The 26,935-nt window shown below is 66.7% G+C and carries 23 protein-coding genes; 7 read left to right on the top strand and 16 right to left on the bottom strand.

The genetic code is table 11. From position 1 onward, the window contains the following. Positions 1 to 4: 4 nt before the first annotated feature. A complete protein-coding gene (locus ISX93_RS10375) occupies positions 5 to 265 on the bottom strand; it encodes a hypothetical protein (protein ID WP_195778663.1) in 261 nt (86 codons plus the stop codon). A gap of 303 nt (positions 266 to 568) precedes the next feature. On the opposite strand from ISX93_RS10375, the gene ISX93_RS10370 reads away from it, so the two are divergent. After that, positions 569 to 1,831, top strand: coding sequence for an esterase/lipase family protein (locus ISX93_RS10370; RefSeq protein ID WP_195778662.1), 1,263 nt, complete (start codon positions 569 to 571; stop codon positions 1,829 to 1,831). Positions 1,832 to 1,931: 100 nt separating this feature from the next. Here the strand turns inward: ISX93_RS10370 and ISX93_RS10365 are convergent, their stop codons facing one another. Then, positions 1,932 to 2,954, bottom strand: coding sequence for an AraC family transcriptional regulator (locus ISX93_RS10365; RefSeq protein WP_229732155.1), 1,023 nt, complete (start codon positions 2,952 to 2,954; stop codon positions 1,932 to 1,934). Between the two features lie 129 nt (positions 2,955 to 3,083). On the opposite strand from ISX93_RS10365, the gene ISX93_RS10360 reads away from it, so the two are divergent. Both ISX93_RS10360 and ISX93_RS10355 read left to right on the top strand, forming a co-directional pair. Next, entirely contained in the window at positions 3,084 to 4,697 is a 1,614-nt protein-coding gene (locus tag ISX93_RS10360; RefSeq protein WP_195778660.1) for an FAD-binding protein, read from the top strand. Between the two features lie 28 nt (positions 4,698 to 4,725). Then, positions 4,726 to 6,384 carry an acetolactate synthase large subunit gene (locus tag ISX93_RS10355; RefSeq protein ID WP_195778659.1) on the top strand — a complete coding sequence of 553 codons (1,659 nt, stop codon included), beginning with the start codon at positions 4,726 to 4,728 and terminating at the stop codon, positions 6,382 to 6,384. 48 nt (positions 6,385 to 6,432) lie between these two features. Here ISX93_RS10355 and ISX93_RS10350 read toward each other — a convergent pair whose 3' ends face one another. The 8 genes from ISX93_RS10350 to ISX93_RS10315 all read right to left on the bottom strand — a co-directional run bounded on the left by ISX93_RS10350 (position 6,433) and on the right by ISX93_RS10315 (position 15,968). After that, positions 6,433 to 7,602, bottom strand: a complete 1,170-nt coding sequence (locus tag ISX93_RS10350; RefSeq protein ID WP_195778658.1) for a fumarylacetoacetate hydrolase family protein — start codon at positions 7,600 to 7,602, stop codon at positions 6,433 to 6,435. Positions 7,603 to 7,825: 223 nt separating this feature from the next. Beyond that, positions 7,826 to 8,587 carry an NAD(P)-dependent oxidoreductase gene (locus tag ISX93_RS10345; RefSeq protein ID WP_195778657.1) on the bottom strand — a complete coding sequence of 254 codons (762 nt, stop codon included), beginning with the start codon at positions 8,585 to 8,587 and terminating at the stop codon, positions 7,826 to 7,828. Between the two features lie 132 nt (positions 8,588 to 8,719). Further along, entirely contained in the window at positions 8,720 to 9,775 is a 1,056-nt protein-coding gene (locus ISX93_RS10340) for an MBL fold metallo-hydrolase (RefSeq protein WP_195778656.1), read from the bottom strand. A gap of 49 nt (positions 9,776 to 9,824) precedes the next feature. After that, positions 9,825 to 10,526, bottom strand: a complete 702-nt coding sequence (locus ISX93_RS10335; RefSeq protein ID WP_195778655.1) for a nuclear transport factor 2 family protein — start codon at positions 10,524 to 10,526, stop codon at positions 9,825 to 9,827. Positions 10,527 to 10,753: 227 nt separating this feature from the next. Further along, complete coding sequence (locus ISX93_RS10330) at positions 10,754 to 11,626, bottom strand: lysophospholipid acyltransferase family protein (protein WP_195778654.1); 873 nt, start codon at positions 11,624 to 11,626, stop codon at positions 10,754 to 10,756. Positions 11,627 to 11,734: 108 nt separating this feature from the next. Continuing rightward, positions 11,735 to 13,630, bottom strand: a complete 1,896-nt coding sequence (locus ISX93_RS10325; protein ID WP_195778653.1) for an acyl-CoA synthetase — start codon at positions 13,628 to 13,630, stop codon at positions 11,735 to 11,737. 120 nt (positions 13,631 to 13,750) lie between these two features. Next, the gene (locus ISX93_RS10320; RefSeq protein WP_195778652.1) at positions 13,751 to 14,704 is read right to left on the bottom strand and encodes a fumarylacetoacetate hydrolase family protein; all 954 of its coding nucleotides are present in this window, start codon (positions 14,702 to 14,704) and stop codon (positions 13,751 to 13,753) included. Between the two features lie 190 nt (positions 14,705 to 14,894). Then, positions 14,895 to 15,968, bottom strand: coding sequence for a VOC family protein (locus ISX93_RS10315; protein ID WP_195778651.1), 1,074 nt, complete (start codon positions 15,966 to 15,968; stop codon positions 14,895 to 14,897). Positions 15,969 to 16,170: 202 nt separating this feature from the next. On the opposite strand from ISX93_RS10315, the gene ISX93_RS10310 reads away from it, so the two are divergent. Both ISX93_RS10310 and ISX93_RS10305 read left to right on the top strand, forming a co-directional pair. Next, positions 16,171 to 17,745: a bifunctional 3-(3-hydroxy-phenyl)propionate/3-hydroxycinnamic acid hydroxylase gene (locus tag ISX93_RS10310; protein WP_195778650.1), complete on the top strand. Its 1,575-nt coding sequence runs from the start codon at positions 16,171 to 16,173 to the stop codon at positions 17,743 to 17,745. A gap of 299 nt (positions 17,746 to 18,044) precedes the next feature. After that, positions 18,045 to 18,764 carry a TetR/AcrR family transcriptional regulator gene (locus tag ISX93_RS10305; RefSeq protein ID WP_195778649.1) on the top strand — a complete coding sequence of 240 codons (720 nt, stop codon included), beginning with the start codon at positions 18,045 to 18,047 and terminating at the stop codon, positions 18,762 to 18,764. Between the two features lie 24 nt (positions 18,765 to 18,788). Here ISX93_RS10305 and ISX93_RS10300 read toward each other — a convergent pair whose 3' ends face one another. The 5 genes from ISX93_RS10300 to ISX93_RS10280 all read right to left on the bottom strand — a co-directional run bounded on the left by ISX93_RS10300 (position 18,789) and on the right by ISX93_RS10280 (position 24,023). Then, on the bottom strand, positions 18,789 to 19,370 hold the full coding sequence (locus ISX93_RS10300) for a flavin reductase family protein (protein ID WP_195778648.1): 582 nt from the start codon (positions 19,368 to 19,370) through the stop codon (positions 18,789 to 18,791). Positions 19,371 to 19,710: 340 nt separating this feature from the next. Next, positions 19,711 to 20,493 carry an alpha/beta fold hydrolase gene (locus ISX93_RS10295; protein ID WP_195778647.1) on the bottom strand — a complete coding sequence of 261 codons (783 nt, stop codon included), beginning with the start codon at positions 20,491 to 20,493 and terminating at the stop codon, positions 19,711 to 19,713. A 189-nt stretch (positions 20,494 to 20,682) separates the two neighbouring features. Continuing rightward, positions 20,683 to 21,504 (bottom strand): hypothetical protein, encoded by an 822-nt coding sequence (locus tag ISX93_RS10290; protein WP_195778646.1) that lies wholly within the window; start codon positions 21,502 to 21,504, stop codon positions 20,683 to 20,685. Then, on the bottom strand, positions 21,504 to 22,511 hold the full coding sequence (yejK, locus tag ISX93_RS10285) for a nucleoid-associated protein YejK (RefSeq protein ID WP_195778645.1): 1,008 nt from the start codon (positions 22,509 to 22,511) through the stop codon (positions 21,504 to 21,506). Before yejK ends, ISX93_RS10290 begins: the two co-directional genes overlap by 1 nt. Before the next feature lie 180 nt (positions 22,512 to 22,691). Then, complete coding sequence (locus ISX93_RS10280) at positions 22,692 to 24,023, bottom strand: TAXI family TRAP transporter solute-binding subunit (protein WP_195778644.1); 1,332 nt, start codon at positions 24,021 to 24,023, stop codon at positions 22,692 to 22,694. A gap of 303 nt (positions 24,024 to 24,326) precedes the next feature. Between ISX93_RS10280 and ISX93_RS10275 the strand changes: the two genes are divergently transcribed. Together ISX93_RS10275 and ISX93_RS10270 are read left to right on the top strand one after the other, a co-directional pair. Continuing rightward, the gene (locus ISX93_RS10275) at positions 24,327 to 25,028 is read left to right on the top strand and encodes a YebC/PmpR family DNA-binding transcriptional regulator (protein ID WP_195778643.1); all 702 of its coding nucleotides are present in this window, start codon (positions 24,327 to 24,329) and stop codon (positions 25,026 to 25,028) included. 57 nt (positions 25,029 to 25,085) lie between these two features. After that, positions 25,086 to 26,123, top strand: coding sequence for an NAD(P)H-dependent flavin oxidoreductase (locus ISX93_RS10270; protein ID WP_195778642.1), 1,038 nt, complete (start codon positions 25,086 to 25,088; stop codon positions 26,121 to 26,123). Positions 26,124 to 26,166: 43 nt separating this feature from the next. Here ISX93_RS10270 and ISX93_RS10265 read toward each other — a convergent pair whose 3' ends face one another. Next, positions 26,167 to 26,799: a trimeric intracellular cation channel family protein gene (locus ISX93_RS10265; RefSeq protein WP_195778641.1), complete on the bottom strand. Its 633-nt coding sequence runs from the start codon at positions 26,797 to 26,799 to the stop codon at positions 26,167 to 26,169. Between the last annotated feature and the right edge of the window lie 136 nt (positions 26,800 to 26,935).

The raw sequence follows: 26,935 nt of genomic DNA, 5'->3' as shown, positions 1-26,935 counted from the left end.
CCGGTCAGGCCTGGGTTTCGCGGGCTGCTTTGTCGGCCATGGGCTTCCAGTGGGCGAAGCCGAACAGCAGGGTCAAGGCAATGCTGTCCACCAACGGGCCCTGATAGAGACGGATCTGCTTCTGGCAAGCCAGGACTTCGCCCACGTGCGCGACCACGATCACCAGGCTGATGGTTTGCAGGACCGATCCCCCGGGTATGGCTACCAGCAGGGACAGGATGGTGATGGCGTACAGGGCCAGCATGACGACTTTGGCGTTGTTCATTGATTTACTCCGCCCCTTGGGGCTGTTGTCGTTATGGGAAAAGCGGGTTGCCGGACTTCCGGCTTGCGCAGTATTGCCGAAAATCTGACCGTGCCAAGCTGTTTGGTCGCAGAATGCACGAATTGGTTTTGCGCCACGTGCAGGCATCTTGTCAGTCCGCGCCGTGCCTGTCGATATAGTGTCACTTATAGTGCCATAACATTGCCGCAAATGTTTGTCGCCACCGTCGGGTGGCTGTTGTCGCCCACGAGCGCCGCCGCGACCAGCCAGCGCGCAGCCCACCCGCACCCCCAGGAGTTCAGCATGGCCAGCACCGAGCAACCCGCAGCACCGGCACCGTCAGACACGCTCGCCGGCACGCCGCCGGGCGACAGCGACAGCGGGGCGGATCTGCGCGGGGTCAGCCAGTTGATCATCAATGCGGTTGCCGGGGTCACCGACATCGTCGAGGACATGCACAGCACCATCGCCTCGCCCGTGGCGCTGATCGGCAAGGCGCCGGCAGGGCGCACGCGCGGCATTACCGGGATGGTCTACCGCAGCGTGCGCGGCGTGACCCGGGTGGTCGGTACGCTGCTCGACACGGCGCTGGCGCAGTTGCAGCCGCTGTTGCCCGGCCAGCCGTTTTCGCCGCGCCGCGAGGCCCTGCTGGCAGCGCTCAACGGGGTGCTCGGCGACTACCTGATCAGCACCGGCAACCCGCTGGCCCTGCCGATGCGCCTGCGCCAGGGCGGGGTGCCGCTGGAGCTCAGCGCGCCGGCGCTGGCCGGTCACTTCGCCGACTCCAACGGGCGCCTGCTGGTGCTGGTCCACGGCCTGTGCATGAATGACCTGCAATGGCTGCGCGAGGGCCACGACCACGGCCAGGCGCTGGCCCGGGAGCTGGATTGCACGCCGCTGTACCTCAGCTACAACAGCGGCCGGCATATCTCCAGCAACGGCCGCGAGTTCGCCGCCACCCTCGAGCAACTGGTCAGTCACTGGCCGGTGCCGGTGCGCGAGCTGCTGATCGTCGGCCACAGCATGGGCGGGCTGGTGACGCGCAGTGCCTGTCACTACGCGGCGGCGGCCGGCCACGGCTGGTTGAACGTGCTGACCCGCCTGGTCTTCCTCGGCACCCCGCACCACGGCGCGCCGCTGGAGCGTGCCGGCAACCGCGCCAACCTGCTGATCGGCATCAGTCCCTACAGCGCGCCCTTTACCCGCCTGGGCATGATCCGCAGTTCCGGCATCCGTGATTTGCGCTTCGGCAACCTGCTGGACGAGGACTGGCAGAACCACGACGGCAACCACCGGCACGATCCGCGGCGGCCGGTAGCGCTGCCCGCGGGCGTCGACTGTTATGTGCTGGCGGCGACCAAGCGCAAGGAGCCGGTCGCCCGCCAGCCCGGCGACGGCCTGGTACCGGTGCACAGCGCGCTGGGCCGGCACAAGGATCCCGCCCTGTCGCTGCCGATCGATGCAGCGCACCAGGCGGTGGTCTACGGCATCGATCACTTCGACCTGCTGTCCAGCCAGGCGGTCTACCAGCAGTTGCTCGGCTGGTTGCGGGCGCCCAGCCCGTAGGTTGGGATGAACCGGCAGGTTGGGTTGAACCGCGCAGCGGTGAAGCCCAACGCTCAGGTTACGCGCCGGTGTTGTTGGGCTTCGCTGTGCTCAGCCCAACCTACGGATTGTCTGGAGGTTTTATGGCTGCGCCGACGGTCGTTGCCTCCCGCTGCCGCCGCCACTGCGCCGGGGTCTGTCCGGTCCAGCGCTTGAAGGCGCGCCAGAAGGTGCTGGGCTCGGCAAAGCCGAGGCTCTGGCCAATATCCGCCAGTGCTTGCCGGGTTTCGGCCACGGCGTGCAGGGCGGCATCCCGGCGGGCCTGGTCGACCAGCGTGGAGAAATCCAGTTGTTGCGCCTGCATGCGCCGCGCCAGCGTGCGCGGGCTCAACCCCAGTGCCTGCGCGGCCTTGGCGCGGCTAGGCAGCTGGCCGTGGAGCTGGCTGCCGATCCAGCGGCGCAGGTCCTGTACCAGGGTCTCCGGCGGAGACAATGCCGCCAGCCGCGCTGCCGCGTACTGCTGGTGCACCTGCGCCAGTTGCGCGTCGGCCTGCGGCAGGGGCGCGTCGAGCAGGGCGTTGTCCAGCAGCACGCCGCTGAACGCCTGGTCGAATTCGACCGGGCACTGGAATACGCCGTGGTAGTCGCCGGGGGTGCCGATCGGCGCCTGGCTGAACTGCACTTTCAGCGGGCGCAGGGCAGTGCCCGACACCCAGCGGGCAAACGCCAGCATGGCCGCCAGCACCGCCTCGATCTGGTGCGGACTGAACGGCAGCTGGCCCTGGCGCGGGTGATAGACCAGCCAGCTCGACTGGGCGCCGGCGATCATCTGCAGGCGCCCGCCGTCGCTGATCAGGCGCTGGTATTTCTGCACCACGCTGATCGACGCGCGCAGCGTCGGCGCCGACTGCAACAGGTAGCTGACCACATTGAAGCTGGCCGGCCCGACCAGCGTACCGGCCTTGAGGCCGAAGCCCGGGTCGCCGGTCAGCTGGGCTGCCGCGCGCCACAGGCGGGTGATGTGGTCGATCGGCCAGCGCTCGGCCTGCAGTTCCGCGCTGGCAATCCCGGCTGCGGCGAGCAGGGCGTCGCGTTCCACGCCGAGGCGCTGTGCAGCCACCAGCACGGTGTTGACCCAGCTCATGGAGACGGTGGCCTGTAAAGTCAATCTGCGTGGCCTGTAAAGTCAAGTGTGTGTGGATGATATGCAGCTATCGTTGGCTTCGACAATGACTGCGGGCCATCCGGGCGCGCGTGTGCAAGGAGATCGAGGTTGGCAACGACGACTGTGCAAGCGGATGTGCTGGTGGCCGGCGGCGGGCTGGCCGGTATCGTCACCGCGCTGGAAGCCCTGCGCGCGGGCAAGCGCGTGACCCTGGTGGACCGCGACAGCCCCGAGCGTTTCGGCGGCCTGGCGTTGTGGGCCTTCGGCGGCATGGCCCTGGTCGGCACCGCGCTGCAGGCGCGCATGAAGATCCCGGACACCCCGGAAATCGCCCTGCGCGACTGGCTGCGCTTCGGCGAGATCGCCGCGGACGACCACTACCCGCAGCAGTGGGCGCGCTACTACGTCGAGCATTCGCGCAGCGAGGTCTACGACTGGCTGCTCGGTGAGGGCGTGAAGTTCATGCCGGCGGTGAACTGGGTCGAGCGCGGCCTGCAGGGCGACGGCAACAGCCTGCCACGCTACCACGTGGTCTGGGGCACCTCGCGCGAACTGACGCGGCGCATGATCGCCGCGCTGCGCGCCGCCGACAGCGGTGGCCGCCTGACGCTGCTGCACCGTCATCGCATCACCGCGCTGGAGCATCAGGCCGGGCAGCTCAATGGCGCCGTGGCGGTCTGCGAAGAGACCGGCGCCGAGGTGCGCCTGCAGGCGCCGGTGGTGGTGCTGGCCATGGGCGGCATCAACGGCAGCCATGCGCAGACACGGGCCAACTGGCCCAAGCACCGCGCCATTCCGGCGAGCATGCTCAACGGCGCGCATCCTTTCGCCGACGGCAAGCTGCATCACCTGGTGGCGGATGAGCTGGGCGGGCAGATCACCCATGCCGGCGAGATGTGGAACTACGCCGCCGGCTTTCCGCATCCCTATCCGCACTTCGAAGGCCATGGCCTGTCGACCATTCCGTGCAAGTCGGCGCTGTGGCTCGACCACCGTGGCCGGCGCATCGGCCCTGAGCCGCTGGTCACCGGCTTTGATACCCACTGGCTGTGCCAGCGCGTGGCCGAGCAGGAAAAACCCTGGACCTGGCACCTGCTGAACTGGCGCATCGCGGTCAAGGAATTCGCCATCTCCGGCGCCGAGCACAACCAGCGCATCCGCGACATGCAGTTCCCGGCCTTCCTCAAGGAAACCCTGCTCGGCAACCATCGGCTGATCCAGCAGATGCAGCGCGAAAGCACGCACTTCCTGGTCGACGACACGCTGGCCGGGCTGGCGGCGAAGATGAATGCGCTGACCTGCTCGCTGGACATTGATCCCGCCGCGCTGCAGGCCACCGCCGATGCCTTCGACGCCAACTTTGCCGGTGGCAACCGCTTGCACAATGACGACCAGCTGCGCCGCATCCTGCACGCCCGCCAGTGGGGGCCGGACCGCCTGCGCACCTGCAAGCCGGCGCCGCTGCAGCTGCCCGGCGCCGGTCCGTACATCGCCATCCACATGCAGCTGATCTCGCGCAAGAGCCTCGGCGGCTTGCAGACCGACCTGCACAGCCGCGTGCTGGACGCCCGCGGCCAACCCGTCAGCGGCCTGTATTGCGTTGGCGAGGCCGCCGGTTTCGGCGGTGGCGGCGCCAGCGGCAAGCGCTCGCTGGAGGGCACCTTCCTGCCCGGTTGCATTCTTACCGCCCGCGCCGCCGCGCGTTCGTTCAACGCCGGCTGACCGACCACTACTGTTTAGGAGAAACCCCATGCCCAATGGCGCCCAAGCCCTGATGAAGACCCTGGCCGATGCCGGTATCGAAGTCTGCTTCACCAACCCCGGCACCAGCGAAATGCACTTCGTCGCCGCCCTCGACAGCGAGCCGCGCATGCGCGCCGTGCTGGCCCTGTTCGAAGGCGTGGCCACCGGCGCCGCCGACGGTTATGCGCGCATGGCCGACAAGCCGGCCGCCACCCTGCTGCACCTGGGCTGCGGGCTGGGCAACGGCCTGGCCAACCTGCACAACGCGCGCAAGGGCAAGTCGCCGGTGGTCAACATCGTCGGCGACCACGCCACCTACCACACCCAGTACGACGCCCAGCTGCAGTCGGACATCGAGACGGTGGCGCGCAATGTCTCGCCGGGCTTCGTGCGCACCTCCAAGAGCACCGCCGAGCTGTGCCGCGACGCGGTGGAGGCGATCAGTGTTGCGCGCGGCTACCCCGGCCAGGTCGCCACCCTGATCCTGCCGGCGGACGTGTCCTGGGGCGAGGGCGGGGTGGCCTGCCCGCCGCCGCCGGAACCGAATCCCGCGGTGGCGGACGATGCTGCCGTGGCCGCGGTGGTGGCTGCGGTGCGCTCGGGGCGCAAGGTCGCCTTGCTGCTCGGTGGGCGCGCCCTGCGCGAGGCCGACCTGCTGGCCGCCGCGCGCATTGCCGCGCACAGCGGGGTCAAGCTGTACGCCGAGGTATTCCCCACCCGCCTGCAGCGCGGTGCCGGCCTGCCGGCCATCGAGCGCATCGCCTACATGGCCGAGATGGCCGGCGTGCAGCTGGCCGGGATCGAGGAACTGATCCTGGTCGACGCCAAGGCGCCGGTGTCCTTCTTCGCCTACCCGGGCAAGCAGAGCTACCTGGTGCCTGACGGCTGCAACGTGCTCACCCTGGCCACGCCGGCGCAGGACAGCACCGCCAGCCTGGAAAAACTGGCTGCCGCGCTCGGCGCCAGCCAGGTCCAGCCGGCGCTGCAGGCCGCCCAGCGTCCGCGGCGTCCGCGCGGCAAGCTGAGCGCCGCCAAGGTGTGCAAGGCGGTCGGCCACCTGCTGCCGGAAAACGCCATCCTGGTCGACGAGGCGATCACCTCCGGGCTGCTGCTCTCGGCCATGACCGCCGGCGCGCCGCGCCACGACCTGATCACCCTGACCGGCGGCGCCATCGGCCAGGGCCTGCCGAGCGCCATCGGCGCGGCCGTCGCCTGTCCGGAGCGGCCGGTGCTGGCGCTGATCGGCGACGGCACCGCGATGTACACCATCCAGTCGCTGTGGACCATGGCGCGGGAAAATCTCAACGTCACCTCGATCATCTTCAACAACGCTTCCTACTCGGTGCTGAATGTCGAGCTGGAGCGCGTTGGCGCGGAGGAGGCCGGGCCCAAGGCCAAGTCGCAGCTCGACCTGCGCGGCCCGGTGCTGAACTTCGCCCAGCTGGGCCAGGGCATGGGCGTGCATTCGGTGCGGGTGAGCACCGCCGAAGACCTGGTCAAGGCCATGGAGTACGCCTTTGCCCATCCCGGCCCGCACCTGATCGAGGCCGTGGTGCCGGAGTCGCTGAGCGGCGCCAAGCGCAAGATCCTGCCCTGGCTGCTGCGCGCCATGCCCAACCTGCCGCAGCCAGTGGCCAGCGCGCTCAAGCGCAAGCTGGCGCCCTGAGTCTGGCGGCAGTTCAAGCCGCCAGCTGCATGGCTGCCGGCCCGTCGCTCACTGCTCGACGATCCGGTTGCTGATCAGCCCCAGCCGATCGGCGCGCATCACTACTGTGTCGCCTGGCTGCAGGAAGCGCCCGGAGCGGTAGGCATCGCGCAGGAAGGGTTCGACGATGTATTGCGGCTGATTCCAGCGCAGGGTGAAGAAGGCTTCGGACAGCCCGGCGAACAGCTGGCGCAGGGCGGGTTTCTGATAGATCACGCCTGCGGGGGTGCCGGAAAGAAACAGGGTGCGTGGCGGGATGGTGCCATCGTCCACCGGCAGCGCCACCGGTTGCCCGTTCCATTGCCAGGTGCGGCCTTCGCGCGCGAAGGTTTCGCTGAGGATGCGCTGGATGCCCCAGGTCATCCTGGCCGGGTTGGCCTCCTGGCGTTTCTCGCCGTTGCACCAGAGTTCCAGCTGCAAGGTTTGGTAGAACGCCTGGTAGTCCCTGGGGATGACCAACAGATTGCCAACCGGCATGAATCCGGGCTCGCTCTTGCCCTGGGTGAAGCCAGCGCCGGAACCGACATCCATCAGGTTGACGTGGCGCATCAGCGCCGCCCGGTCGCTGTAGTCACTGGCCAGCACCAGGCCCATGTACTCGGGTGGCGTGCCGCGCTTGAGCGGCTCGAGGGTGACGAAACCGAGCTCGATCTCGTAGTCCAGCAAATAGTCGCGGGCGGGCACGCTGGCGTTGTGCGGCGTGGCGGCGGTCTGCTTGGGAAACACGAAGGAATCACCCAGCGCCACTTCCTTGCCGTGCTCCGGGTAGTTGATGCCGATGGCCACTTGGCTGGCAGTCCCGTCGAAGGGCAGCAGCAATGCGTCGGCGCTCACGCTGGTCTGCGCCCCGCGCAGCTGCTCCAGAGCCGCATAGCCCTGGGCATTGAACAGCGTGATCGGATCGTTCGCGCTGCCGGGCAAGGCCTGTTGCAGGTCAATGCCGCTGACCTGGCCGGCAGCGTAGCGCTGCACCAGCAGCAGGTGCGGCTCGCCGTCGCGCAGGAAGCGGGCGAAGGTCAATGCTTCGGCTGGCGCCGCGATGGCCAGGGTCTGCAGGCGCTGCGGCTGCAGGCGCTCGCTGAACAGCGGAGCGCCGGCGGGAGCCGGCCGGTCGGCAATTTGCCAGGCACTCGCCCAGGCCAGCAGCAGTACAGCAATAACCAGGAAGGTCTTTTTCATCGTGGGTCCCGGGGCGCTATGGCCCTGTCGAATGAGTTACCTGCGAGCCGTGCTCTCGCTGGCAGGGTGCGGCTCAGGGACCGCTTCAGTCCAGGCCGCGTGTGCAGTTGGTCTAGCGTGAAAATGGCTCCTGCGTGCAGCAGCAGGTGGCCGCTGACGCACCGAGGCGTGGTCATCCGTGGGCGGCGTGAAACAATGCATCACGGCAACCCCGGCAGCTCGATCAGGCCGGATCCCCGGGTCTGGTTGCCCATTCGCCTTTCTTGCCGCGCATGCCCTCCGGCAAGGCCAGCCCGACCCGGTGGCGAGACATGGCACTGTCACCGGCAAGATTGGCCAGTATCACGGCTGCCGCATCGGCGTAGGGAATGATCATCTGCGGTATGCGCAGGGCAAAAAAGGGCAATACCAGCGCGCCGGGCAGGTGCTGCACGAAGGTCGGCATTTGCACTGGCAGTTTGTCCAGCGACAGTCGCAGCTTGTCGATGCCCAGCGCCGGCCCTTCGACCATCGGCCCCGGACACAGCTCGCGCCAGTCCAGATCGGTGGCTCGAATGCGCTCGAAATTGACCCTGTGCGGGCCGTAAGTGCTGCCGACTTTAGGCAAATCAACACCCCTGCGCCCCGAGTCATCAATATCCAGCAGGCCCGCACCCGCCATGAACCAGCACACCGGCCGCTGACCTGGCGGGATGGATTCCAGGGCAGTCACCAGCCGATCGACCAGACGGACAAACGCCTGGCCCTCGGTTACCAGGCCGGCGGTATTGATCACGGCATCCTGGCCGCGGAAGGCCGCGCTGAGTTCGGCAAGCGGCAGCGTGGCAAGGTCCGCTTGTACCACGGTCATTTTGCCGCGCAGATCAGTCGGCAGTTTTGCCGGCGTGCGCACCAGCGCCGTCACCGCGTGACCGGCGGCCACCGCCTGCCGGGTTACATGCTTGCCCAGTGAGCCGGTGGCGCCCAGGACCATGATTCTTGCCATGCGGGTGGTTCTCCGTGTGTGTACCAGAAGGGGTGGATGAGTGTTCCTGAGCGCCGGCAGTGGCTGGATACGATCTCCAGCCGCCGCCAGGCAAGCGCGCTCAAAGCCTTGCCATTACCCGGCAGCGACGCGTCACGGCTGCGCTGCCGGCAGGCTGAGCTGCATGCCGTCCTCGCCGAGGCTGAGCTGGCCGTGGTACTTGTCGGCCATGCCGCGCACATACAGCCAGCGGGTGACGAAGTTGTCCGGGCTGGGGATCAGGTGGGTCAGCAGCAGGTGCTTGACCTTGGCCCGTTCGGCCAGCGCCGCCAGTTCCAGGGTGTCGGAGTGGTACTCGAGGGTCCGCAGTGCGCGCTCGGCTTCGACCGTCATGCCTTGCCGGCGCAAGGCTGCAGCGGCGTCCTCGACCAGCTGGCGGTTGATCGCTTCGTGCACCACCAGGTCGGCATCCTGCAGGGCCGGCAGGTAGATGTCGCTGACCCGGGTGTCGCCGCTGATGAACACCTTCTTGCCGCGGTAGCTGAGCAGGTAGCCGAGCGCCGGGTCGACCGGGCGGTGGTCGACGCGGTAGGCATCGACAGTGACGCCGCTCTTGTCATACACCCGCACCGACTCCACGCCCGTGTTGAACAGGATGGTCTGCGCGCGGGCGAAGGCCAGTTCCGGGTGCGGCACGAAATGGCTGCTGCGGAAGCGCGCATCGTCGGCGTAGGCCTGCTCCAGGCCCTTGACCAGCCCGGCGGTACCGAGCGGGCCGTAGACCGTCAGGGGTACCTCGCGGCGGTTGACCCAGGTGTAGTTGATCACCCCGCCGAGGCCGCTGATGTGGTCCGAGTGCAGGTGGGTGATGAACACGCTGCTCAGCTCGCTCAGCGGGACGTGGCTGTTCTCCAGGTTGCGCATGGCGTTCTCGCCGGCATCGAAGAGGAACAGCTGGCCGCCGGCCGCCACCAGGGTGCAGGCCTGGCCGCGCGGCGAATTGACCTGCGGCGTGCCGGTGCCGCAGAGAATCACGCGGATATGTTGCTTGTCGGTGAGCAGCGTGTAGTCGGTACGGTCCTTGACGATGTAGTCCATGGCCGTTTCCTGCAGCTTGTCGCAGCCGCCGAGCAGCGCAGTGACGAGCAGCAGGCCGGCGGGCAGAAGATGCCGAGAACGGGAGGCGTGGCGAGGGACTTGCGCGTGCATGGAATGCTCCGTTGTGTGGGTACTGTGGTGGCGTGGTTGCTGGGCGTGCTCAGCAGCCGGCCCATTGCGCGGCGCCTGCTTTCAGTTCGGCTTCCGCCGGGCTGTGCGCCACGATGATCGGCTCAGCCAGCTGGAAGCCCTTGCGCTCCAGGCCGGCGGCCAGGTGCCGGTAGGCCGGCGGGTAGTCGTCGAAGCCGGCGAAGGGGTAGATCAGGCTGAACAGCAGCGAGGGCGCGACCGGGTCGATGCGGTCCTTTTCGTAGATGGCGGTGCGTTGCACCACGCGCCACTGGCCGTCGCTGTCGCGGGCGAAGGTGTCGAGGAAGCTCGCGTAGCTGGTCACGTCGACCTCCACCGAGGCCACCTGGCTGCGCGCCATGATCGCCACATCGGTCTCGCTGACGGCGCGCTCGCCGCACAGGCGGATGCGCGGCGTGCCGATCCAGTGCTTGGACTGGGTGCCCGCGTCCTCGGCCATTTTTTGTGATGCCGCGATAAAGCCGTCGATGCTGCCGCGGTACCAGGTCACGGCGATCTGCCCGTCGGCACCAAACAGGTTGCGCAGGCCGGCCCAGTCGCCCTGGTCGCGCCGGGCGAAATTGGCCACGTTGGCGGCGATGGCCAGTTGGTCCTGCACGGCACTGGCGGCGCTCACCGCGGGACTGGCCAGCGCCATGGCGTAGGCGAACACCAGGGCCAGGCCGTGGCGGATAGCGATGCGGCGCGCAGCCGGCTGTTGATGAGGGTGCATGTGGACTCCGTGGCTGAGGGTTAACTAATTGCTCAGTGTCGTTATTGGTTGCACGCGCTCCTGTAGGGTGGGTTAGGCCAACGGCCGTAACCCACCAACCGGCCGCGAGGCCGGCAAGGGCGATGCCGTTGGCATCGATGGTGGGTTACGCCGCTGCGCGGCTAACCCACCCTACAAAATCGATCTGCAACCGTTGGCCGGGACATGGCCAGCATCATTCGGCCTCGTTACTTGCGCACCGGCGCCAGAAAACGGCGCAGGGCGCTCCAGTTCTGTGGCCGGTCCTGCTCGCGGTAAGCCGTCAGCATCTCCAGCTGTTCCTCAATCGAGCGGGCGACCTTCTCGCGCAGCGCCCAGACCCGTTTGGCATCGTCGGCCTTGCCGTGCAGGCGGGCGGTGGAAATGCGCTTGCCGAAGCCGAAGTAGAAACGCTGCGGGCGCGGTACCAGGCTGACGCCAATGCCGCGGGCGATGGGCGGGATCATGTCGCCGCCACGGGTGCGCTCGCTGAGCTTCAGGGTGCCGTCGAGCAGCTTCCACAGCCGTGAGCTGCTGATGTCCCTGGCATCGAGCAGGATGTCGAAGTTCTCGTCGGCACCCAGCGAACCGAAGGGGATGATGTCGTAGCCGTGCTCGATGGCCAGCCGCGCAAAGCCGCTGCGTTTCTTCCAGATCAACTGGTAATCCTCGCCCTTGCGCCGCATCACCTCGCGCCCACCGCCGGGGAACACCAGCACGTGCTGGCCGGTCTGCATCAGCGCCGCGCAGTTCTCCGGAGTACCCAGCACCATGCCGGCATTGACCAGCAGCTTGCTCCAGCCGGGCACCAGGAAATGCCCGCGGTCACCCAGGCCGCGCAGGAACACCCCGTGCTCGCGGTACAGGTGCTCGGCCAGCAGCGGCACGTCGAGCAGGCCGTACAGCGTGTGGTTGCCGACCCACAGCGCCGGCTTGCCCAGGTCCAGCTTGTCCAGGCCGAGGAACAGCGGGTTGAACCAGGCGTTGGCCACGCGCAGCGCGCGCTGCATCGACTGCACCGTGGGCGGCTGGAAATCGGTGACGCCGGGGATGTGCGCTGCTTGGCTGGTGGAGTCGTTCATGGCATGTCCCTGTTGCTTGCAGATTTTTTGTAGGAGCCAGCTTGCTGGCGATGTTCTTCGAGCACCGGATCGCCAGCAAGCTGGCTCCTACAGCAGCACGCTCAATCACTAAAGGGCTTCGCTGCGGAAGATATGCCGGCCCAGTGCGCTGGCCAGCGCGCTGCCGTCACCCTCGACGCGGTAGCGGGCCAGCATGCCGAGTTTTGGATCCTGCTCGACCGTCAGTTGGCTGAGCGTGGCACCGACCTGCGCCGCTTCCTCGCGTACCACCGACTCGATCTCGCGCAGGTTCAGCGCCGGCTTGAAGGTCTTGCCCACCGCGGTGACCGGCAGTGCGTCGAGAATGTGGATGGCCTTGGGCACCGCCGCGCGTTCGCTGATGTGCTGCGCGGCATAGGCCAGCAGTTCGGCTTCGCTGGCCAGTGCGCCCTGGCGCAGCTGCACGTAGGCCACCGGCACTTCGCCGGCGTAGGCATCCGGGCGGCCGACGGCGGCACACAGGGCCACGGCCGGGTGGCCGGCGAGCACTTCCTCGATGCTCTTCGGGTCGATGTTGTGGCCACCGCGGATGATCAGTTCCTTCTTGCGCCCGCTGAGCCAGAAGTAGCCCTCGGCATCCAGGCGCCCGAGGTCGCCGGTGTTGAACCAGCGCTGCGGGCGGCCGTCGGCCGCGCCGGTTTCCAGCCAGGCATCCTTGTTGTGCTGCGGGCTGAGGTAACCGGCAAACACGTTCGGCCCGCTCAGGCACAGCACCCCGACTTCATCCAGTGCTGCTTCGCCCTGCCAGTTGCCCGCGGCGTCGAAGCGCATCACGCGCATCTCCTGCCAGGGCAGGCGCAGGCCGATGGAGCCGATCCGCGATTCGCCATCCGGCGGATTGATCGAGGCGACGCAGGTGCTTTCGGTCAGGCCGTAGCCTTCGACGATGCGCATGCCGGTCTCGCGCTCGAAGCTGCGGAACAGCTCGACCGGCATCGGCGCGGCACCGCAAATGGCCAGTTTCAGGCTGGACAGGTCCTGACCGTCACGCGGCACCTGCAGCAGGGCGGCGTAGATGGTCGGTACCGCGGAAAAGCTGTTCACCCGGTGCCGCGCAATGATCTCCCAGAAACGCGGGATCAGCCCCGGGCTGCGGTAGCCGGCCGCCGGTGCCAGCAGCACATGGCCGCCGTGCGCGAACGGGGTCAGGCCGCTGCCCAGCTGGGCATTGACATGGAACAGCGGCAGGGCGGCCAGGGTGGTGCGCCCGGGCGCGGCGATCTGCGCGCCGGCCACCGCGGCCAGTTGCAGCGCATTGGCGACTTCGTTGGCCTGGCTGTGCTGGGCGATTTTCGGCAGGCCGGTGGTGCCGCCGGTGCAGAAGTAGGAGGCGATATCGCTGGCGACCGGCGCGGCAAAGCCGAGTGCGCGGGCGTCCTCGGCGGCCAGTTCGGCATGGAAGTCCAGCACCGGCACGCCTTCCAGCGTGGCCGGCAGGCTCTGTGCCGGCGTGTGCCCGGGCAGGTGATGCAGCGGGTCAACGGCGAGGATGCCCTGCAGGCCGGCCAGTCCGCCAATCGCCCCGGCCACCCGCCGCCAGATGTCCGCATCGGGCTGCGGGCCGAGGGTGACGATCCATTGCACGCCGGCGGCGCGCAGCAGTTCGGCCATCTGCGCACCGTCCAGCTGCGGGTTGACCGCAAACACCGTGCCGGCGGTTTCCGCGCCCCACAGGGTGAAATGGGTTTCCGGCAGGTTCGGCAGGATGCACGCCACCACGCCGCCGCGACGGATACCCAGGCGGTGGAACAGGTTGGCCGCGCGGGTGATCTCGCCCAGCAACTGGGCATGGTTCCAGCGCGCCGGGGTGGCGTGGTCTTCCACGCGGACGAAGAACGACAGCGCCGGCGCCTGCGGATCGATGGCCGCACCGCGGGCGAGCAGGGCGTAGGTGCTGTCCAGTCCGGCAGTCGGCAGCGGGTTCTGTTCCAGCGTCAGGATGTCCTGCAGGGTGCGTATGCTCATCGAATCAAATTTCCCGGAGGTGATGGGTTGAACAGGGGTTGCTCGCCGGTAGGAGCCAGCTTGCTGGCGATCAAGGCCAGGGGCATCGCGAGCAAGCTCGCTCCTACGCAAAATAGAGCATCAGGCTTCCGCCACGATACGGTTGTGCTGCACGCCCAGGTCGATTACGCCGTCGGCGCTGCGGATGCTGGTCTCGACCCGGTCGCCGACTTTCAGGTACTGCGGGCGCGCGGCCTGGGCCTTGAGGAACAGCGCCCATTTCTTGGCTTCCGGCAGCAGCGCGGCGATGCGCATCTTGGTCGGTGACGGAATGCTCAGCGCACAGCCGGCCGGGGTACCGGTGGCGAGCAGGTCGCCGGCGGCCAGGTCCTGCACCCCGGCCAGCTCGTTGAGGGTGGCCACCGGGCCGTGCACCAGGTTGGCGGTGCTGTCGTTCTGGCGCACTTCACCGTTGACCGTCAGGCGCAGTTGCAGTTTTTTCAGGTAGGGAATGTCTTGCGGTTCCAGCAGGCACAACCACGGGCCGACCGGGCCGAAGGTGCGGAAGCTCTTGCCCTTGTAGAACTGCATCTGCGGAATCTGGATGTCGCGTGCCGAGTAGTCGTTGACGATCACCAGGCCGGCGACAAAATCGTGCAGGTTGCCTTCGCTGATGGCGACCTTGCCGGTGATCTCGCGGCGCATGATCAGGCCCAGTTCCACCTCATAGTCGAGGAAGTTGACGATCGACGGTTTGATCACGTCGCTGTCGGCCGCGACGATGCAGCTCTGCGCCTTGGTGAAGATCATGTTGTAGTTCTTCGCGTCCGGGTCCATGCCCGACTCGATCATGTGCTGCCGGTAGTTGGCGCCCTGGCAGACGAACTGCTGGTTGCGCGTCACCGGCGAGAGCAGGGTGACCTGCGCCAGGCTCAGTTCGGAGGTTGCCAGCGTCTTCAGGGTGCTGATGTCGACGCCGCGAATCAGGTCGCCGGTGGTCGCGAAGTCCCCGGGGATCAGGGCGATCTGCTGGCCGCGCAGCACGCCCCAGTGGGTCTTGCTCAGGTGTTCGAAACGGACAATGTTGATCGCCATCTAAGTGCTCCTGTGGGTTTTTCGGGGCCGGCCCGAATAAGTAAGGTGTTCAATGCTGCAATTATTGTAGGAGCCAGCTTGCTGGCGATTCGCTGCTTGAAGAACATCGCCAGCAAGCTGGCTCCTACACGAAATCGATCTACGTGCGGGCCAAATGCATAGGGGCCGGCAGCGGTTAGTTGGTTGTTGCTCAGCCAAACAGGCGCTTGAGGGTGATCAGCTTGCGCAGCGTCACATCCGGGCTGTGCCGCAGGTTATGCCACAGCGCCTTGAGCGCGGCACGGTTCATCTTCGGCGCGGTAAAGGTTCTGGGCATGGCCGGCCCCCACTGGGCCATGGCCTCGGCGCTGACCGGATGGATGCCGGTCGGCACGTCCGCGGTGAACATGTCGCCGTCGCAGTAGTGCTCGTGCTTGTCGCCCCAGGGGTCTTCCCAGTAGTCGAACAGCTGGCTGCCGAGGATGTGCCGGCCGATGCCCCAGGCATGCCGGTAGCCCTGTTCGCGCAGCACCCGCTGGCCCATGCCGAGGGCATCCACATCGACCACTTCATAGGCACTGTGGTTGTAGCCATTCATGAAGCCCTGGGCGATCGCCAGCGTGTGGTGGTCGGCCGGGGTGTCGCCGAGGTTCAGGCGCATGAAGGTGACGATCGGTGAGCCGTCCGGCAGCACCTGCACGTCGCTGGGAATCAGCCCCAGGTGGCCGGTGTACCAGGCGCAGACGGCCTGGAAGTCGGCGACCTCGATGACTGCATGGCCGAGCTTGACGATTTCCGCCGCTGCGTGCGGCGGTCGCTGGGTGGCATTGATGCGCGGTAGCTGGTCGGTCTGGTTGGCCGGCAACGGCTGGCGATGGGGCAGCGCCGCGACCGGGGCCTGGCCGTGGATCACCTCGACGCTGAAACCGGCCGGATCGGTCAGCCGCACCAGTTCACCGCCACCGGGTGCGCTGCAGGCTTGCGGCCCCGAAGCACCGGGCAGGCTGGCCAGCTTCAGCAGGTCGGCGCGGCTGCCGGCGGCAAAGCCGAAGCCGACAAAGCGTGGCGCGGCGGCGCGGCGCACGACATAGCACCAGGGCGCCGTGCCGGTGCCGCGGAAGTACAGGGCATCGGCATCGCGGCGGGCCAGGCGCAGGCCGAAATCGCTGAGGAAGGTTTCGGCCACCTGCAGGTCCGGGCGTTCGAAGATCAGGTAGGCCAGCGCCTGTGCCTTGATGGTGGGGTTCGTCTGCCTGGCGGGTTGCGGGGTGCTCAACTGGACCATGGTCATAGCTCGCCTGAATAGAGGGTCGGTCGGGGTTGGAGTGCAGCAAACAAGTGTGTCGCTGCCCAATGAAATGAATTAAAACTCAATATTGAAACAAGTGTCAATATAGGCTATAAAATTAATCACCCCGCTGCCGAGCCGCTCCGCAGCGATCCGTCCGGTCCCCCGACCAGACCCCATCTGCCAGAGTCGAGTCGCCATGATTGAATCGTCCACCGCTGTGCTGCCTGCATCCACTACTGTCCTGGTGATCGGTTACGGGCCGGTCGGCGCCACCATCGCCGCGCTGCTCGGGCGCTATGGGGTGGCTACCTTGGTGATCGACCGGCTCGACGAGATCCTGCTGATCCCGCGCGCCATTGCTCTGGACAATGAAGCGCTGCGCATCCTGCAGATGGCCGGGCTGGGCGAGGATGCCTTTGCCCGCATCGCCATTCCCGAGGTGCGCATGCACAGCCCGCTGCTCGGCCAGTTCGCCCGCGCCAACACCGCCGGCAGCATCGACGGCCACCCACGCCTGGTGACCTTCTATCAGCCGGAGCTGGAACAGGCCCTGCGCCGGGAGGTGGCGCAGTGGCCGAACGTGCAGTTCTGCAGCGGCCTGGAACTGCTCGACCTGCAGCAGGATGCGCTAGGAGTCACGGCGATTCTCAAGGACGCCGCCGGCGCACGCCGAGAAGTGCGTGCCGACTATCTGATTGGCGCCGACGGCGCCAGCTCCAGGGTGCGCAACCTGATCGGCCAGGATTTCCAGGGCACGACCTATGCCGAGGACTGGCTGATCGTCGATGCCGGCCAGCGCGAGGGCAAGGCCATCGATCACGTCGAGTTCATCTGTGATCCGCGCCGGCCGGCCCCGCACATGCCGGCCCCGGGCGGTCGCGAGCGCTGGGAGTTCATGCTGCAACCTGGCGAGAGCGCGGCGCAGATGGAGCAACCGGAGCAACTGGCCGCGCTGCTCGGGCGCTGGATCCAGCCGCAGGACCTGCACATCGAACGCCAGGCGGTGTACCGCTTCCATGCCCGCTGCTGCGACAGCTTCCAGCAGGGCCGGGTGTTTCTCGCCGGCGATGCGGCGCACATCACCCCGCCGTTTGTCGGCCAGGGGCTGGTGGCCGGGCTGCGCGACGCGGCCAACCTGTGCTGGAAGCTGGCCTGGGTCTGCAGGGGCCACGCCGCGCCGGCGATTCTGGCCAGCTACGACAGCGAACGGCGCCCGCATGCGCACAAGATGATCAACCTGGCCAAGCGCATGGGCCATCTGATCATGCCGCGCAGCCAGCTGAAGGCGCTGCTGGTGCATGGCCTGATGCGCCTGGCCGGGCTGGTGCCGCCGCTGCGGCGGCTGTTCGAGGAGCTGAAGATCAAGCCGGCCAACCACTTCGCCAGCGGCCTGTTCGTCGCCGGCAAGAGCAGCGGCGGGCAACTGGCGCAGGGCCTGGTCAAGCCGCTGGGCAGCGCCATTCTGCTCAGCGACGAGGTGCTCGGCGACCAGCTGAGCCTGGTCGGCTTCGGCGTCGATCCGCAGGCCGGTCTCGATGAGCCGACGCGCACGCGCTGGCTGGCCCGCGGCGGGCAGTTCCTGCAGGTCGGCCTGCGAGGCCAGCGCCCGGCGGGCAACACCCGCTTCGTCGAGGACATGAGCGATGCGCTGGTACCGGCAATCAAGCCCGGGCAGCTGGCCGTGGTGCGGCCGGACCGGGTGATCATGCACAGCGCCCCGGCGGCACAGGCCCGGCAGTTGCTCGAGGAGTGCCTGGCGCTGCTGGATTGATGGCTGGAAGCGCCCACGTAAAGGACGATGACCTTGATCAAGGCGCTGTCGGCCTTCTTGGTTGTCAATGCACCCGTTAGCGGTTGCGGCTCGATTTTGTCGGTGGCCGTAGGGTGGGCGTAGGGTGGGCTTTAGCCCACCGATATCGGCCCGCGCTGTGTGGTGGGCTGAAGCCCACCCTACGCGCATCTTGCAAAAGCCCGTTCAATCCATAAGGAGCACAGGTCCTTGAACAACATCCCAATATTGGGACTTTCTCATTATCATGCAGCCAGCGACAGGCTCAGACAGGCAAGGCAATGAACTCCGTAACCGCGGCACCCGCGCATGATTCCGCAGACCAGCCGCTGACCCGTGGCCACAAGAAACGTGCGCGCACGCGGCAGGCACTGATCGAGGCGGCCCTGCGCATTTATGCGCACAAGGGCGTCGGTGAGCTGGCGCTGAACGAGCTGGCGGCCGAGGCCGAGGTGTCCAACGGCACCGTGTACAACTACTTCACCACCCGCGAGGAAGTCCTGTCGGCGGTCGGCGTGGCGCTGATCGAACAGTTTTCCAGCCTGATCGACGCCACCATGACCGGCATCGAGCCTGCACCGCAGCGGGTGGCCATCGCCATGCGCATGCTGATCGAACGCGCCTTCGTCGATCCGGACTGGGCGGCGGCCATCGTGCGGGTCATGCATTTCGATGAGGGCATGCGCTCGGCCGCCATCGAGTTCCTGCGCGCCGACCTGCAGGCCGGCTTGCGCCAGGGGGCCTTCAGCTACAGCGACGAGCAGGTGGCCCTGGAGCTGTTCATCTCCATCACCCTGGGCGGTTTGCGCAGCGTGGTGGAAGGCCGCGCCGCACCGGACCGGGCCAGCAAGACGGCGGAGATGACCTTGCGCGCATTGGGCGTCCCGGCCGAGGCCGCGCGGTACTTTGCTTTCCTGCCGCTGCCCGAAGCCAAAGCATTGGTCGAAGCAACACCGGTTCGCCGTCGTGGTCGCCCGCCGAAAACTGCTAGATCAGATTAGCGCCGCGTCATCCGGCAGCCCCTCTCATTCATCAAAGCCTTCCGGCATGGTCACCTTGAACGGGTTGCCGGTCGGGTAGAAGGTGCCGCCCGCTGAGTAATGCAGGGTGCGCAGATCATCGTCGGGGAAATGCCAGCGGCCATTGGAGAAAGCACGCGCATCGGCGTAGGCGGCAACTACTTCGGCTACGAACAGGTCATGTCGCTGCTGCACGCCCGGCTCGTCGATCACCCGGCATTCCAGATAGGCCAGACAGTCCGGCACGATCGGCGCCGTCACGACTTTCGCCCGCTGCGGCGTGATGCCGAACTGGGCGAACTTGTCCTGCCCCCGCCCGGTGCAATTGCCCACGGCCAGTGTCAGCTCCGCCTGCTGGCGTGCCGGCAGATTGATCACGAAGGCGCCCGAACCCTCCAGCAAGTCACGGCTGTAAGTGTTGCGATCAAGCACCAGCAGCAGCTTGGGTGGCTCGAAATCCAGCGGCATCACCCAGGAAGCCGCCATCACATTGCCGGCTCCCGCGTGTTCGAAGGTGACCAGTGAGACCGGCCCGTGATTAAGCAGGCGGTAGGCCTTGGCCAGTTCTACGTCGTGCAGATGATTCATTCTCGGGCTCCGTTTCAGTCAGCCAGTTCGGTAAGGAATTCGCCGACCACGCGCAGTCAGGTATCGACGTCAGTTTCGCTGTGGGCAAAGTTAGCTGTGGATAGACGGAAGTTTAATCGCGGAGGGGTTCTATGCCGATGGACGGGCTAAAAACCTTTAGCTGGCGAAGGCTTATTACAACCCGCAGCGACCCTGTCGCAGCAGGTGGGCAAGTAAACGTTGCCCACCCTACGGGCTGCAGGCTATTCCTGAGCCAGTGGCTCAGTCAGGCAAGTAGATTGGATTAAAGGGGGCGGCCTGAATTACCGCCGGCCCCTTTAATCCTTTAATCGGTCAGTCGTCACTGTCGCTGCTCGCCGATGGCGGGTTTCATGAAGTGAGAAACGGCCGCTTTGACGCTGGCATCCTCGGCGAGCGAAAAATGATCTGCGCCCGGAACTTCGAGGTACTCCCCTTGACCGAGAGCCGCTGCGAGGAGTGAGCCGCGACCAAGAACCATGTCGCTCTGTCCACTGATCACAAGTGTCGGGACAGTGATAGCGGCAGCATCTGTCGTTGATAGTGCTGGATAGCTTGCCTGCGCAAGCGCACGCAACGCCTGCTTGTCGCCACCCGTTGCAGCGACAAAGTTCCAATAAGTCGCCAGATGCTTTGGAAGGTCGCGCGGATACTCGTCCCTATCGAGTACTTGTTTCAAGGCCGGAAGAATGCTGTCGAAAATGTAAGGCGGATGCCCGATTAGTCCATCCCCGGTGGCGACCAGTGCGGCTCTGTCAAATCGCTCGGGTGCTACTTGCAGCAAGTGCAGTGCAACCGCCGTTCCAATTGAGTAGGCAACAATCGATACGCGCGCCAGCGACAGTTGGTCAAGGACGGCGAGGACATCGCTGGCCAGATTGGCCACGCCATACGACTCGATTTCATGGGGCTTGGCACTTTTGCCATGTCCGCGGAAGTCGAGGCCAATCACTTGTAGGCCAGCTTCATTGAGGGACTCGATCCAACCAAAATCCGCATAGTTGTGTTTGAAACTGACGGTGCCTCCGTGGAGAAGAACTACCGGGTGTCCGGTCCCGTGTACTTCATAGTGAATTCGGACGTTGCGGTTCTCAAGAGTGGGCACGATGGACTCCTCGGTGATGAAGCATGCGGGGTGGTCCTGTGAAGCCTAACTGTTTTTATACGACCTTGGTGACCAGAAAAAAACGACATGATTTTCGGGCGCAACACGGAATCATAGGCGTGGAGTCCACCATCCACTAATGGCGGTGTACAGCCAATCTTCCCCATGAAATCAATCCAAGCCTGCAGTTCAGCTTCCTTCCAGCTCTTCCAGGCTGAACGGCAGCGGCGGCTGCGGCCAGTGCAGCTGCAGGCTGTCGAGCTGGCGAGCGACCAGGCTGGCGAGCAGCAGGTTGCGCAGCCACTTGTGGTCGGCCGGCAGCACGTACCAGGGGGCGCTGTCACGCTGACTGTGGCGCAGCACTTCGGCCCATTCGGCCTGCAGTTGGGTGAACTGGCGGTGCGCCGGCAGGTCGCCGGCGCTGAGCTTCCATTGCTTGCGCGGGGCCAGCAGGCGCTGCTGCAGGCGCGCCTTCTGCTCGGCCTTGGAGATCTGCAGGTAGACCTTGAGCAGGTGGATGCCGCTGGCGCGGATCTCGTCCTCGAAGCGGGCGATCTGTTGCAGCCGGCCGGCAACATCCCCGGGCTGAATAAAGCCGTCGTGCAGGTCGCTGACCACGCCTTCATAGGGCGTGCGGTTGAAAATGCCGATGCGCCCGCCGGCCGGCAGACGCCGGCGATAGCGGGCGAGGAAGTCTTCGCTGCGCTCGGCGAGTGTCGGTTGCTGGAAATTGCACACCGTCACCCCTTGCGGATTGATGCCGCGAAACAGGTGGCGGATCACGCCGTCCTTGCCGGCACAGTCGGGGCCTTGCAGCCACAGCAGCACGGCGGGTGCGCGGTTGGCCCAGAGCAGTTGCTGCTGTTCGTCGAGGTATTGCTTGAGGGTGTCGAACTGCGCCTTGCTGCTGGCCTTGTCCAGCCCCAGCGTGCGTGCCGGATCGCCGCCCAGCGGCGCATCCGGATCGCAGCGGCAGCTGTCGAGCAGGGTGTCGGCCAGGCGCTCGAGCATCAGTCTTTCCTGCGCTTGAGCTGGTCGCGCAGCTGGGTCGGCAGCTGGCGGATGATCAGCAGGTCGCGGCTTTCGTCGTACTCGATCTTCGAGCCGAGCAGGTGCGCGTCGAAGCTGATCGACAGGCCCTCGCCGCGCCCGGTGAAGCGACGGAACTGGCTGAGGGTGCGCTTGTCCGCCGGAATCTCCGGCGACAGGCCGTAGTCCTTGTTGCGGATGTGATCAAAGAAGGCTTGCGGGCGCTCTTCGTCGATCAGCCCGGAGAGTTCGCGCAGGGTCATCGGCTCACCGATGCGCGCCTGGCTGCTGGCGTAGTCGACCAGCACGTCGGTCTTCTCGCGGGCCTGGTCTTCGCCGAGGTCTTCGCTTTCGACGAAGTCGCTGAAGGCCTTGAGCAGGGTGCGGGTCTCGCCGGGCGAATCCACGCCTTCCTGGCAGCCGATGAAGTCGCGGAAGTACTCCGAGACCTTCTTGCCGTTCTTGCCCTTGATGAAAGAAATGTACTGCTTCGAATTCGCGTTGTTGCGCCATTCGGAGAGGTTGATGCGCGCCGCCAGGTGCAGCTGCGACAGGTCGAGGTGCCGCGCCGGTTCCACATCCAGCGCCTCGGTGACGGTCACGCCTTCGCTGTGGTGCAGCAGGGCGATCGCCAGGTAGTCGGTCATGCCCTGCTGGTAGTGCGCCAGCAGCACGTGGCCGCCAACCGACAGGTTGGACTCCTCCATCAGCTTCTTCAGCTGCTCGACGGCCTTGCGGCTGAAGGTGGTGAAGTCTTCGCTGTCTTCCAGGTACAGCTTGAGCCAGCCGCTGAACGGGTAGGCCCCGGATTCCGCGTGGAAGAAGCCCCAGGCTTTGCCCTGCTTGGCGTTGTAGCTTTCGTTGAGGTCGGCCAGGAGGTTTTCCATGGCTGCGCTGTTGCCCAGTTCGGTGGCGCGGGCGTGCAGCACGGCGGGGGTGCCGTCGGGTTTCTTGTCGATCAGGTGGACGATGCAGTGGCGGATCGGCATGGGGTTTCGGTCATCGGGTCATCGGGAGCGGCAGTTTAACAGGCTGCGGCACGACTGCCTGTGTTGGCGCGGGTCTGTAGGAGCGGCGCCCTCGCCGCGATGGAGCCGGCTTCGCGCCGCCAGGCCAAAGCAACAGCTCGCGCCGGGGGCGGCGCTCCTGCAATTGCTGCGCGTGACCGTTCAGCCGTTCAGCCCCTGGCGCTGCTGCAAGGCCCGTAGACGTTCGACCACGTAGCGCAGGTGCACGTGCAGTTCGTACAGCTCGTTGGAGTAGGACAGCGGTACGTCGACCTTGGCCAGTTCATCCTCGAGCTGCTCCAGCTTGAGGATTTCCGCATCCAGGCGCTCGGGCAGGGTGCCGGCGTTGAGCTGCCGGTCGATCTCGCGCAGGTGCTTGTACCAGCGGTAGATGCGCGCGCGGATGCGCCAGCGGTACAGCGGGCCGACCGCCTTGAACAGCGGGATCAGCACCACCAGCAGCGGGATCAGCAGGATGATGTAGCGGTCGGCCAGCGAGGCGATGCGAAACGGCAGGTAACGCTGCAGCAGCGGCAAACCCTTGGCGTAGTAATGCGCCGCATCCGGCGACAGGCTGAAGGTGGTCGGTTCGGCGCTCGGATAGGCGCCGGGCGCATCGAGCAGGCTGCCCTCCTGCATGACCTCGCGCACGGCCTGCAGGAGCAGCGGTACCAGCGCCGGGTGGAACTGCTCGTTGCTGACCAGGGTGGCCACCGGCGCCAGCGTGAGGATGTCGCGGTCGGGGCTGTTCTGCGCCAGGTTGAGCAGGCCTTCACCGACCGCGACATGGCGCAGGAACGGGAGGCGCGCTTCATAGGCAGCGGTGCGGGTGAAACTGCCCAGGCGCAGTGCCGGGCTGAGCGCCAGCTGCTGCACCAGCGGGCTGTCCGGCGTGGCGATGAAGAAGGCCGCGTCGAGTTCGCCCTTGAGCAGTGCCTGGGCCGCCGTGCTGCCGCCGAGCGACTGCCAGCCCGGAGGATAGTCGGCGGGGGCGATCTGGTTGGCCTGCATGATCGCTTCGCTGACTTCCGCGGTGCCGCTGTTGCGGCCGCCCAGGCCGACGCGCAGCTGCCGCAGGTCGGCGATGCGGTCGACGTTGAGGTGCTTCTGGTGGAACAGCCACAGCGGTTCCTGATACAGCGCGCCAAGGCTCAGCAGGCGTTCGCGCTGGTTGGCATCGAGCTGGCGTTCCAGCCCGCTCTGCACCATCGCCAGGCTGATGCCGCTGTCTTCGTTGAGCAGGCGCTGCAGGTTGTCACGCGAGCCGCCGCTGTTCACCAGGGTCAGCTCGAAGCCCTGCCGGGCCAGCACCGCGCGCAATTTTTCGCCAAACTCGGCATAGGCGCTGCCGGCCTGGCCGGTGGCCAGGGTGGCCGTCATCGGTGGCGGTGGCGCGACGAAGAAGAACACCGCCCCCACCAGCGCGCCGAGTACCGGAATGATCCAGGCATTGGCCAGGAGCATGATCTTCAGGTCGTTGAGCAGGCGCGGCATGGGCTATTCCGGAGTGGTCGGTGGTTCTGCAAGAATAGTCAGTTGGCCCGGAAGCTGTCGAAGGCATTAACAGGCCGTTGAAAAACTACCTACGTTGCCCCTCTTGATTAAAGAAAGGGGGCGTTGAAAACAGGCTCGGAATGCTCATTTACCACTCGTAAACTGCGCTTTCTCGCCTGCTTTCGCCTTGTCTCGGCTGCCTCGCCAACATTTTTCAACGGCCTGTTAACATGGCGGGGTTTAACGCTCCGCGCCGGTGACGGCCGGCCGGTCATTTTTTCAATTGGAACCAAGAGAGCAGCCATGGGCGCACAGTGGAAGGTCAAAGGTAAAGAAGCGGCAGCCAATGCCCGCGGCAAGATTTTCGGCAAGCTGGCCAAGGAGATCGCCATCGCCGCGCGCGCCGGCGCTGACGTGGACATGAACCCGCGCCTGCGCCTGGTGGTGGAGCAGGCGAAGAAGGCCTCGATGCCCAAGGAGACCCTGGAACGGGCGATCAAGAAGGGCGCCGGCCTGCTCGGTGACGCGGTGCACTACGAGCGCCTGATGTATGAAGGCTTCGCCCCGCACCAGGTACCGCTGATCGTCGAGTGCCTGACCGACAACATCAAGCGCACCGTGGCGGAAATCCGCGTGCTGTTCCGCAAGGGCCAGCTTGGCGCCTCCGGTTCGGTGGCCTGGGATTTCGATCACCTGGGCATGATCGAGGCTTCGCCGACCAGCGCCGATGCCGATCCTGAGCTGGCCGCCATCGAAGCCGGCGCGCAGGATTTCGAGCCGGGCGAGGAGGGCGCGACCCTGTTCCTTACCGACCCGGCTGACCTCGACGCGGTGTGCCGCGCCTTGCCGGCCTTCGGCTTCAGCGTGAATTCGGCGGAGCTGGGCTACCGCTCGAAGAACCCGGTGAGCCTCAGTGGCGCCGAACTGGAAGAGGTCGAGGCCTTCCTCGCCGCCATCGACGCGCACGACGATGTGCAGAACATGTACGTAGGCCTGGCCGAGTAGGACCGCGCGCGGCGGGCCGCTGTGCCGGCCACCACCCTTCGTTCCGAGGTGCCACCGATGACGTTGCAGCAATTGCTGGGGATTGAACTGCCGGTCATCCAGGCGCCGATGGCGGGGGTGCAGGACCATCGGCTGGCGGCGGCGGTGAGCAACGCCGGCGGGCTCGGCTCGCTGCCGGCGGCCCTGCTCGGCCTGGACGCGCTGCGCGACGAACTGGTGGCGCTCAAGGCGCAGACGCAGCGCCCGGTCAACGTCAATTTCTTCTGCCATACCCCGCCGCCGCCGGATGCCGCGCGCGAGGCCGCCTGGCGAACCGCGCTGGCGCCGTATTACGCCGAGCTGGGCCTGGACCCGGCACAGATTCCCGCGGCTGCCGGGCGCGCGCCATTCAGCGCCGCGGCGGCTGCGCTGCTGGCGGAGTTCCGCCCGGCGCTGCTGAGCTTCCACTTCGGCCTGCCGGCTCCGGCGCTGCTGGCACAGGTACGCAGTTGGGGCAGCAAGGTCATCGCCTCGGCGACCACGGTGGCCGAAGCCGTGTGGCTGCAGGCACAGGGGGTTGACGCGATCATCGCCCAGGGCCTGGAAGCCGGTGGCCATCGCGGGCATTTCCTTTCGGCGGACCTGACCGAACAGGCCGGCACCTTTGCCTTGCTACCCCGCATCGTGCGGGCGGTCAGCGTGCCGGTGATCGCCGCCGGCGGGATTGCTGATGCGGCCGGGGTGCGCGCGGCCCTGGCCCTGGGGGCCGCCGGGGTACAGGTCGGCAGTGCCTATCTGCTGTGTCCGGAAGCCACGACCAGTGCGGTGCACCGCGCCGCCCTGCAGGCGCCGGGCGCCGGGCACACGGCGCTGACCAACCTGTTCACCGGTCGCCCGGCGCGCGCCATCGTCAACCGCTTGATGCGCGACTTCGGCCCGCTCAACCCGCTGGCGCCGGAGTTCCCGCTGGCCGGGGGTGCCCTCGCAACCCTGCGCAGCCGGGCGGAAAGCCTCGGTCGCGGCGATTTTTCACCGCTCTGGTGCGGGCAGAACGCCACTGGCTGCCGGGCGATCGGCGCGGCGCAGCTGACCCGGGAACTGGCCGGCCTGGCCTAGGTGTGCCTGGGCGCGCCCGGCCCGCCTGCGCGCACGCGGGCCGTCAGCCATTCAGATGGCTGCGCAGGGTCAGCCACTTCGGCATGCGCCAGTGCCGGTAGATCGCCAGTGCGCGGAAGAGGAAGGTGAACGCCACGCCGACCATGCTGGTCAGCAGGGTCTTGCCGCTCAGGCCGAGCAGGGCGAGGTAGACCAGGCTGCCGCTGATGATGGTGGTGGCATAGATCTCGCGGCTGAGCAGCAGGTTCGGGCGTTGCCCGAGCACGTCGCGGATCAGCCCGCCGCCGATGCCGGTGATGGTCGCCATTACCAGTGCCACCGGGGCGGAAAACCCCAGCAGCAGCGCCTTGTCGATCGACTGCACGCCGAACAGGGCGATGCCGAAGGCGTCCAGGTAGAGGATCGCCGCCCAGACATTCTCGTCGCGCAGGTACTTCTCCAGGAAGAACGCCAGCAGCGAGGCGCCGATGGCGATCCACACGTAGTTGAAATCCACTACCCAGAACACGCTGGTGTTGAGCAGCAGGTCGCGCAGGGTGCCGCCACCGAGGGCGGTGACCACGCCCATGAAGGCCAGGCTGACGATGTCCATGTCCTTGCGCGCCACGGCGAGCACGCCGGACATGGCGAAGGCGGCGATGGCGGTCATGCCGATCAGGTAATTGAGGGTCTGCATGCAGGGCTGCTCGCGGCTGGAGGGTACGGATGGCGCGGCACCCGCAGGTGGCTGCGCCGGGCTTGATTATGGCTCTGTCGGCGTTAGTGGTTGAACGTGCTTTTTCCCGCGCAGGGTGGCGTGGGGTGGGCGGGTG

The organism is Pseudomonas sp. N040 (genome assembly GCF_015637705.1).
Classification (GTDB): Bacteria; Pseudomonadota; Gammaproteobacteria; order Pseudomonadales; family Pseudomonadaceae; genus Aquipseudomonas.
The sequence above is the reverse complement of the archived record's forward strand: the minus strand, read 5'-3'. Positions and strand labels throughout refer to the sequence as shown.

Excerpts from the sequence above, each read along its gene's own strand:
- yejK (WP_195778645.1), bottom strand. The coding sequence starts at position 22,511 with ATGCCGATCCGCCACTGCATCGTCCACCTGATCGACAAGAAACCCGAC.
- ISX93_RS10320 (WP_195778652.1), bottom strand. The coding sequence starts at position 14,704 with ATGGCGATCAACATTGTCCGTTTCGAACACCTGAGCAAGACCCACTGG.
- ISX93_RS10370 (WP_195778662.1), top strand. The coding sequence starts at position 569 with ATGGCCAGCACCGAGCAACCCGCAGCACCGGCACCGTCAGACACGCTC.
- ISX93_RS10315 (WP_195778651.1), bottom strand. The coding sequence starts at position 15,968 with ATGGTCCAGTTGAGCACCCCGCAACCCGCCAGGCAGACGAACCCCACC.
- ISX93_RS10275 (WP_195778643.1), top strand. The coding sequence starts at position 24,327 with ATGGGCGCACAGTGGAAGGTCAAAGGTAAAGAAGCGGCAGCCAATGCC.
- ISX93_RS10290 (WP_195778646.1), bottom strand. The coding sequence starts at position 21,504 with ATGCTCGAGCGCCTGGCCGACACCCTGCTCGACAGCTGCCGCTGCGAT.
- ISX93_RS10310 (WP_195778650.1), top strand. The coding sequence starts at position 16,171 with ATGATTGAATCGTCCACCGCTGTGCTGCCTGCATCCACTACTGTCCTG.
- ISX93_RS10265 (WP_195778641.1), bottom strand. The coding sequence starts at position 26,799 with ATGCAGACCCTCAATTACCTGATCGGCATGACCGCCATCGCCGCCTTC.
- ISX93_RS10350 (WP_195778658.1), bottom strand. The coding sequence starts at position 7,602 with ATGAAAAAGACCTTCCTGGTTATTGCTGTACTGCTGCTGGCCTGGGCG.
- ISX93_RS10335 (WP_195778655.1), bottom strand. The coding sequence starts at position 10,526 with ATGCACCCTCATCAACAGCCGGCTGCGCGCCGCATCGCTATCCGCCAC.
- ISX93_RS10300 (WP_195778648.1), bottom strand. The coding sequence starts at position 19,370 with ATGAATCATCTGCACGACGTAGAACTGGCCAAGGCCTACCGCCTGCTT.
- ISX93_RS10355 (WP_195778659.1), top strand. The coding sequence starts at position 4,726 with ATGCCCAATGGCGCCCAAGCCCTGATGAAGACCCTGGCCGATGCCGGT.
- ISX93_RS10330 (WP_195778654.1), bottom strand. The coding sequence starts at position 11,626 with ATGAACGACTCCACCAGCCAAGCAGCGCACATCCCCGGCGTCACCGAT.
- ISX93_RS10375 (WP_195778663.1), bottom strand. The coding sequence starts at position 265 with ATGAACAACGCCAAAGTCGTCATGCTGGCCCTGTACGCCATCACCATC.
- ISX93_RS10280 (WP_195778644.1), bottom strand. The coding sequence starts at position 24,023 with ATGCCGCGCCTGCTCAACGACCTGAAGATCATGCTCCTGGCCAATGCC.
- ISX93_RS10325 (WP_195778653.1), bottom strand. The coding sequence starts at position 13,630 with ATGAGCATACGCACCCTGCAGGACATCCTGACGCTGGAACAGAACCCG.
- ISX93_RS10305 (WP_195778649.1), top strand. The coding sequence starts at position 18,045 with ATGAACTCCGTAACCGCGGCACCCGCGCATGATTCCGCAGACCAGCCG.
- ISX93_RS10365 (WP_229732155.1), bottom strand. The coding sequence starts at position 2,954 with ATGAGCTGGGTCAACACCGTGCTGGTGGCTGCACAGCGCCTCGGCGTG.
- ISX93_RS10340 (WP_195778656.1), bottom strand. The coding sequence starts at position 9,775 with ATGCACGCGCAAGTCCCTCGCCACGCCTCCCGTTCTCGGCATCTTCTG.
- ISX93_RS10270 (WP_195778642.1), top strand. The coding sequence starts at position 25,086 with ATGACGTTGCAGCAATTGCTGGGGATTGAACTGCCGGTCATCCAGGCG.
- ISX93_RS10345 (WP_195778657.1), bottom strand. The coding sequence starts at position 8,587 with ATGGCAAGAATCATGGTCCTGGGCGCCACCGGCTCACTGGGCAAGCAT.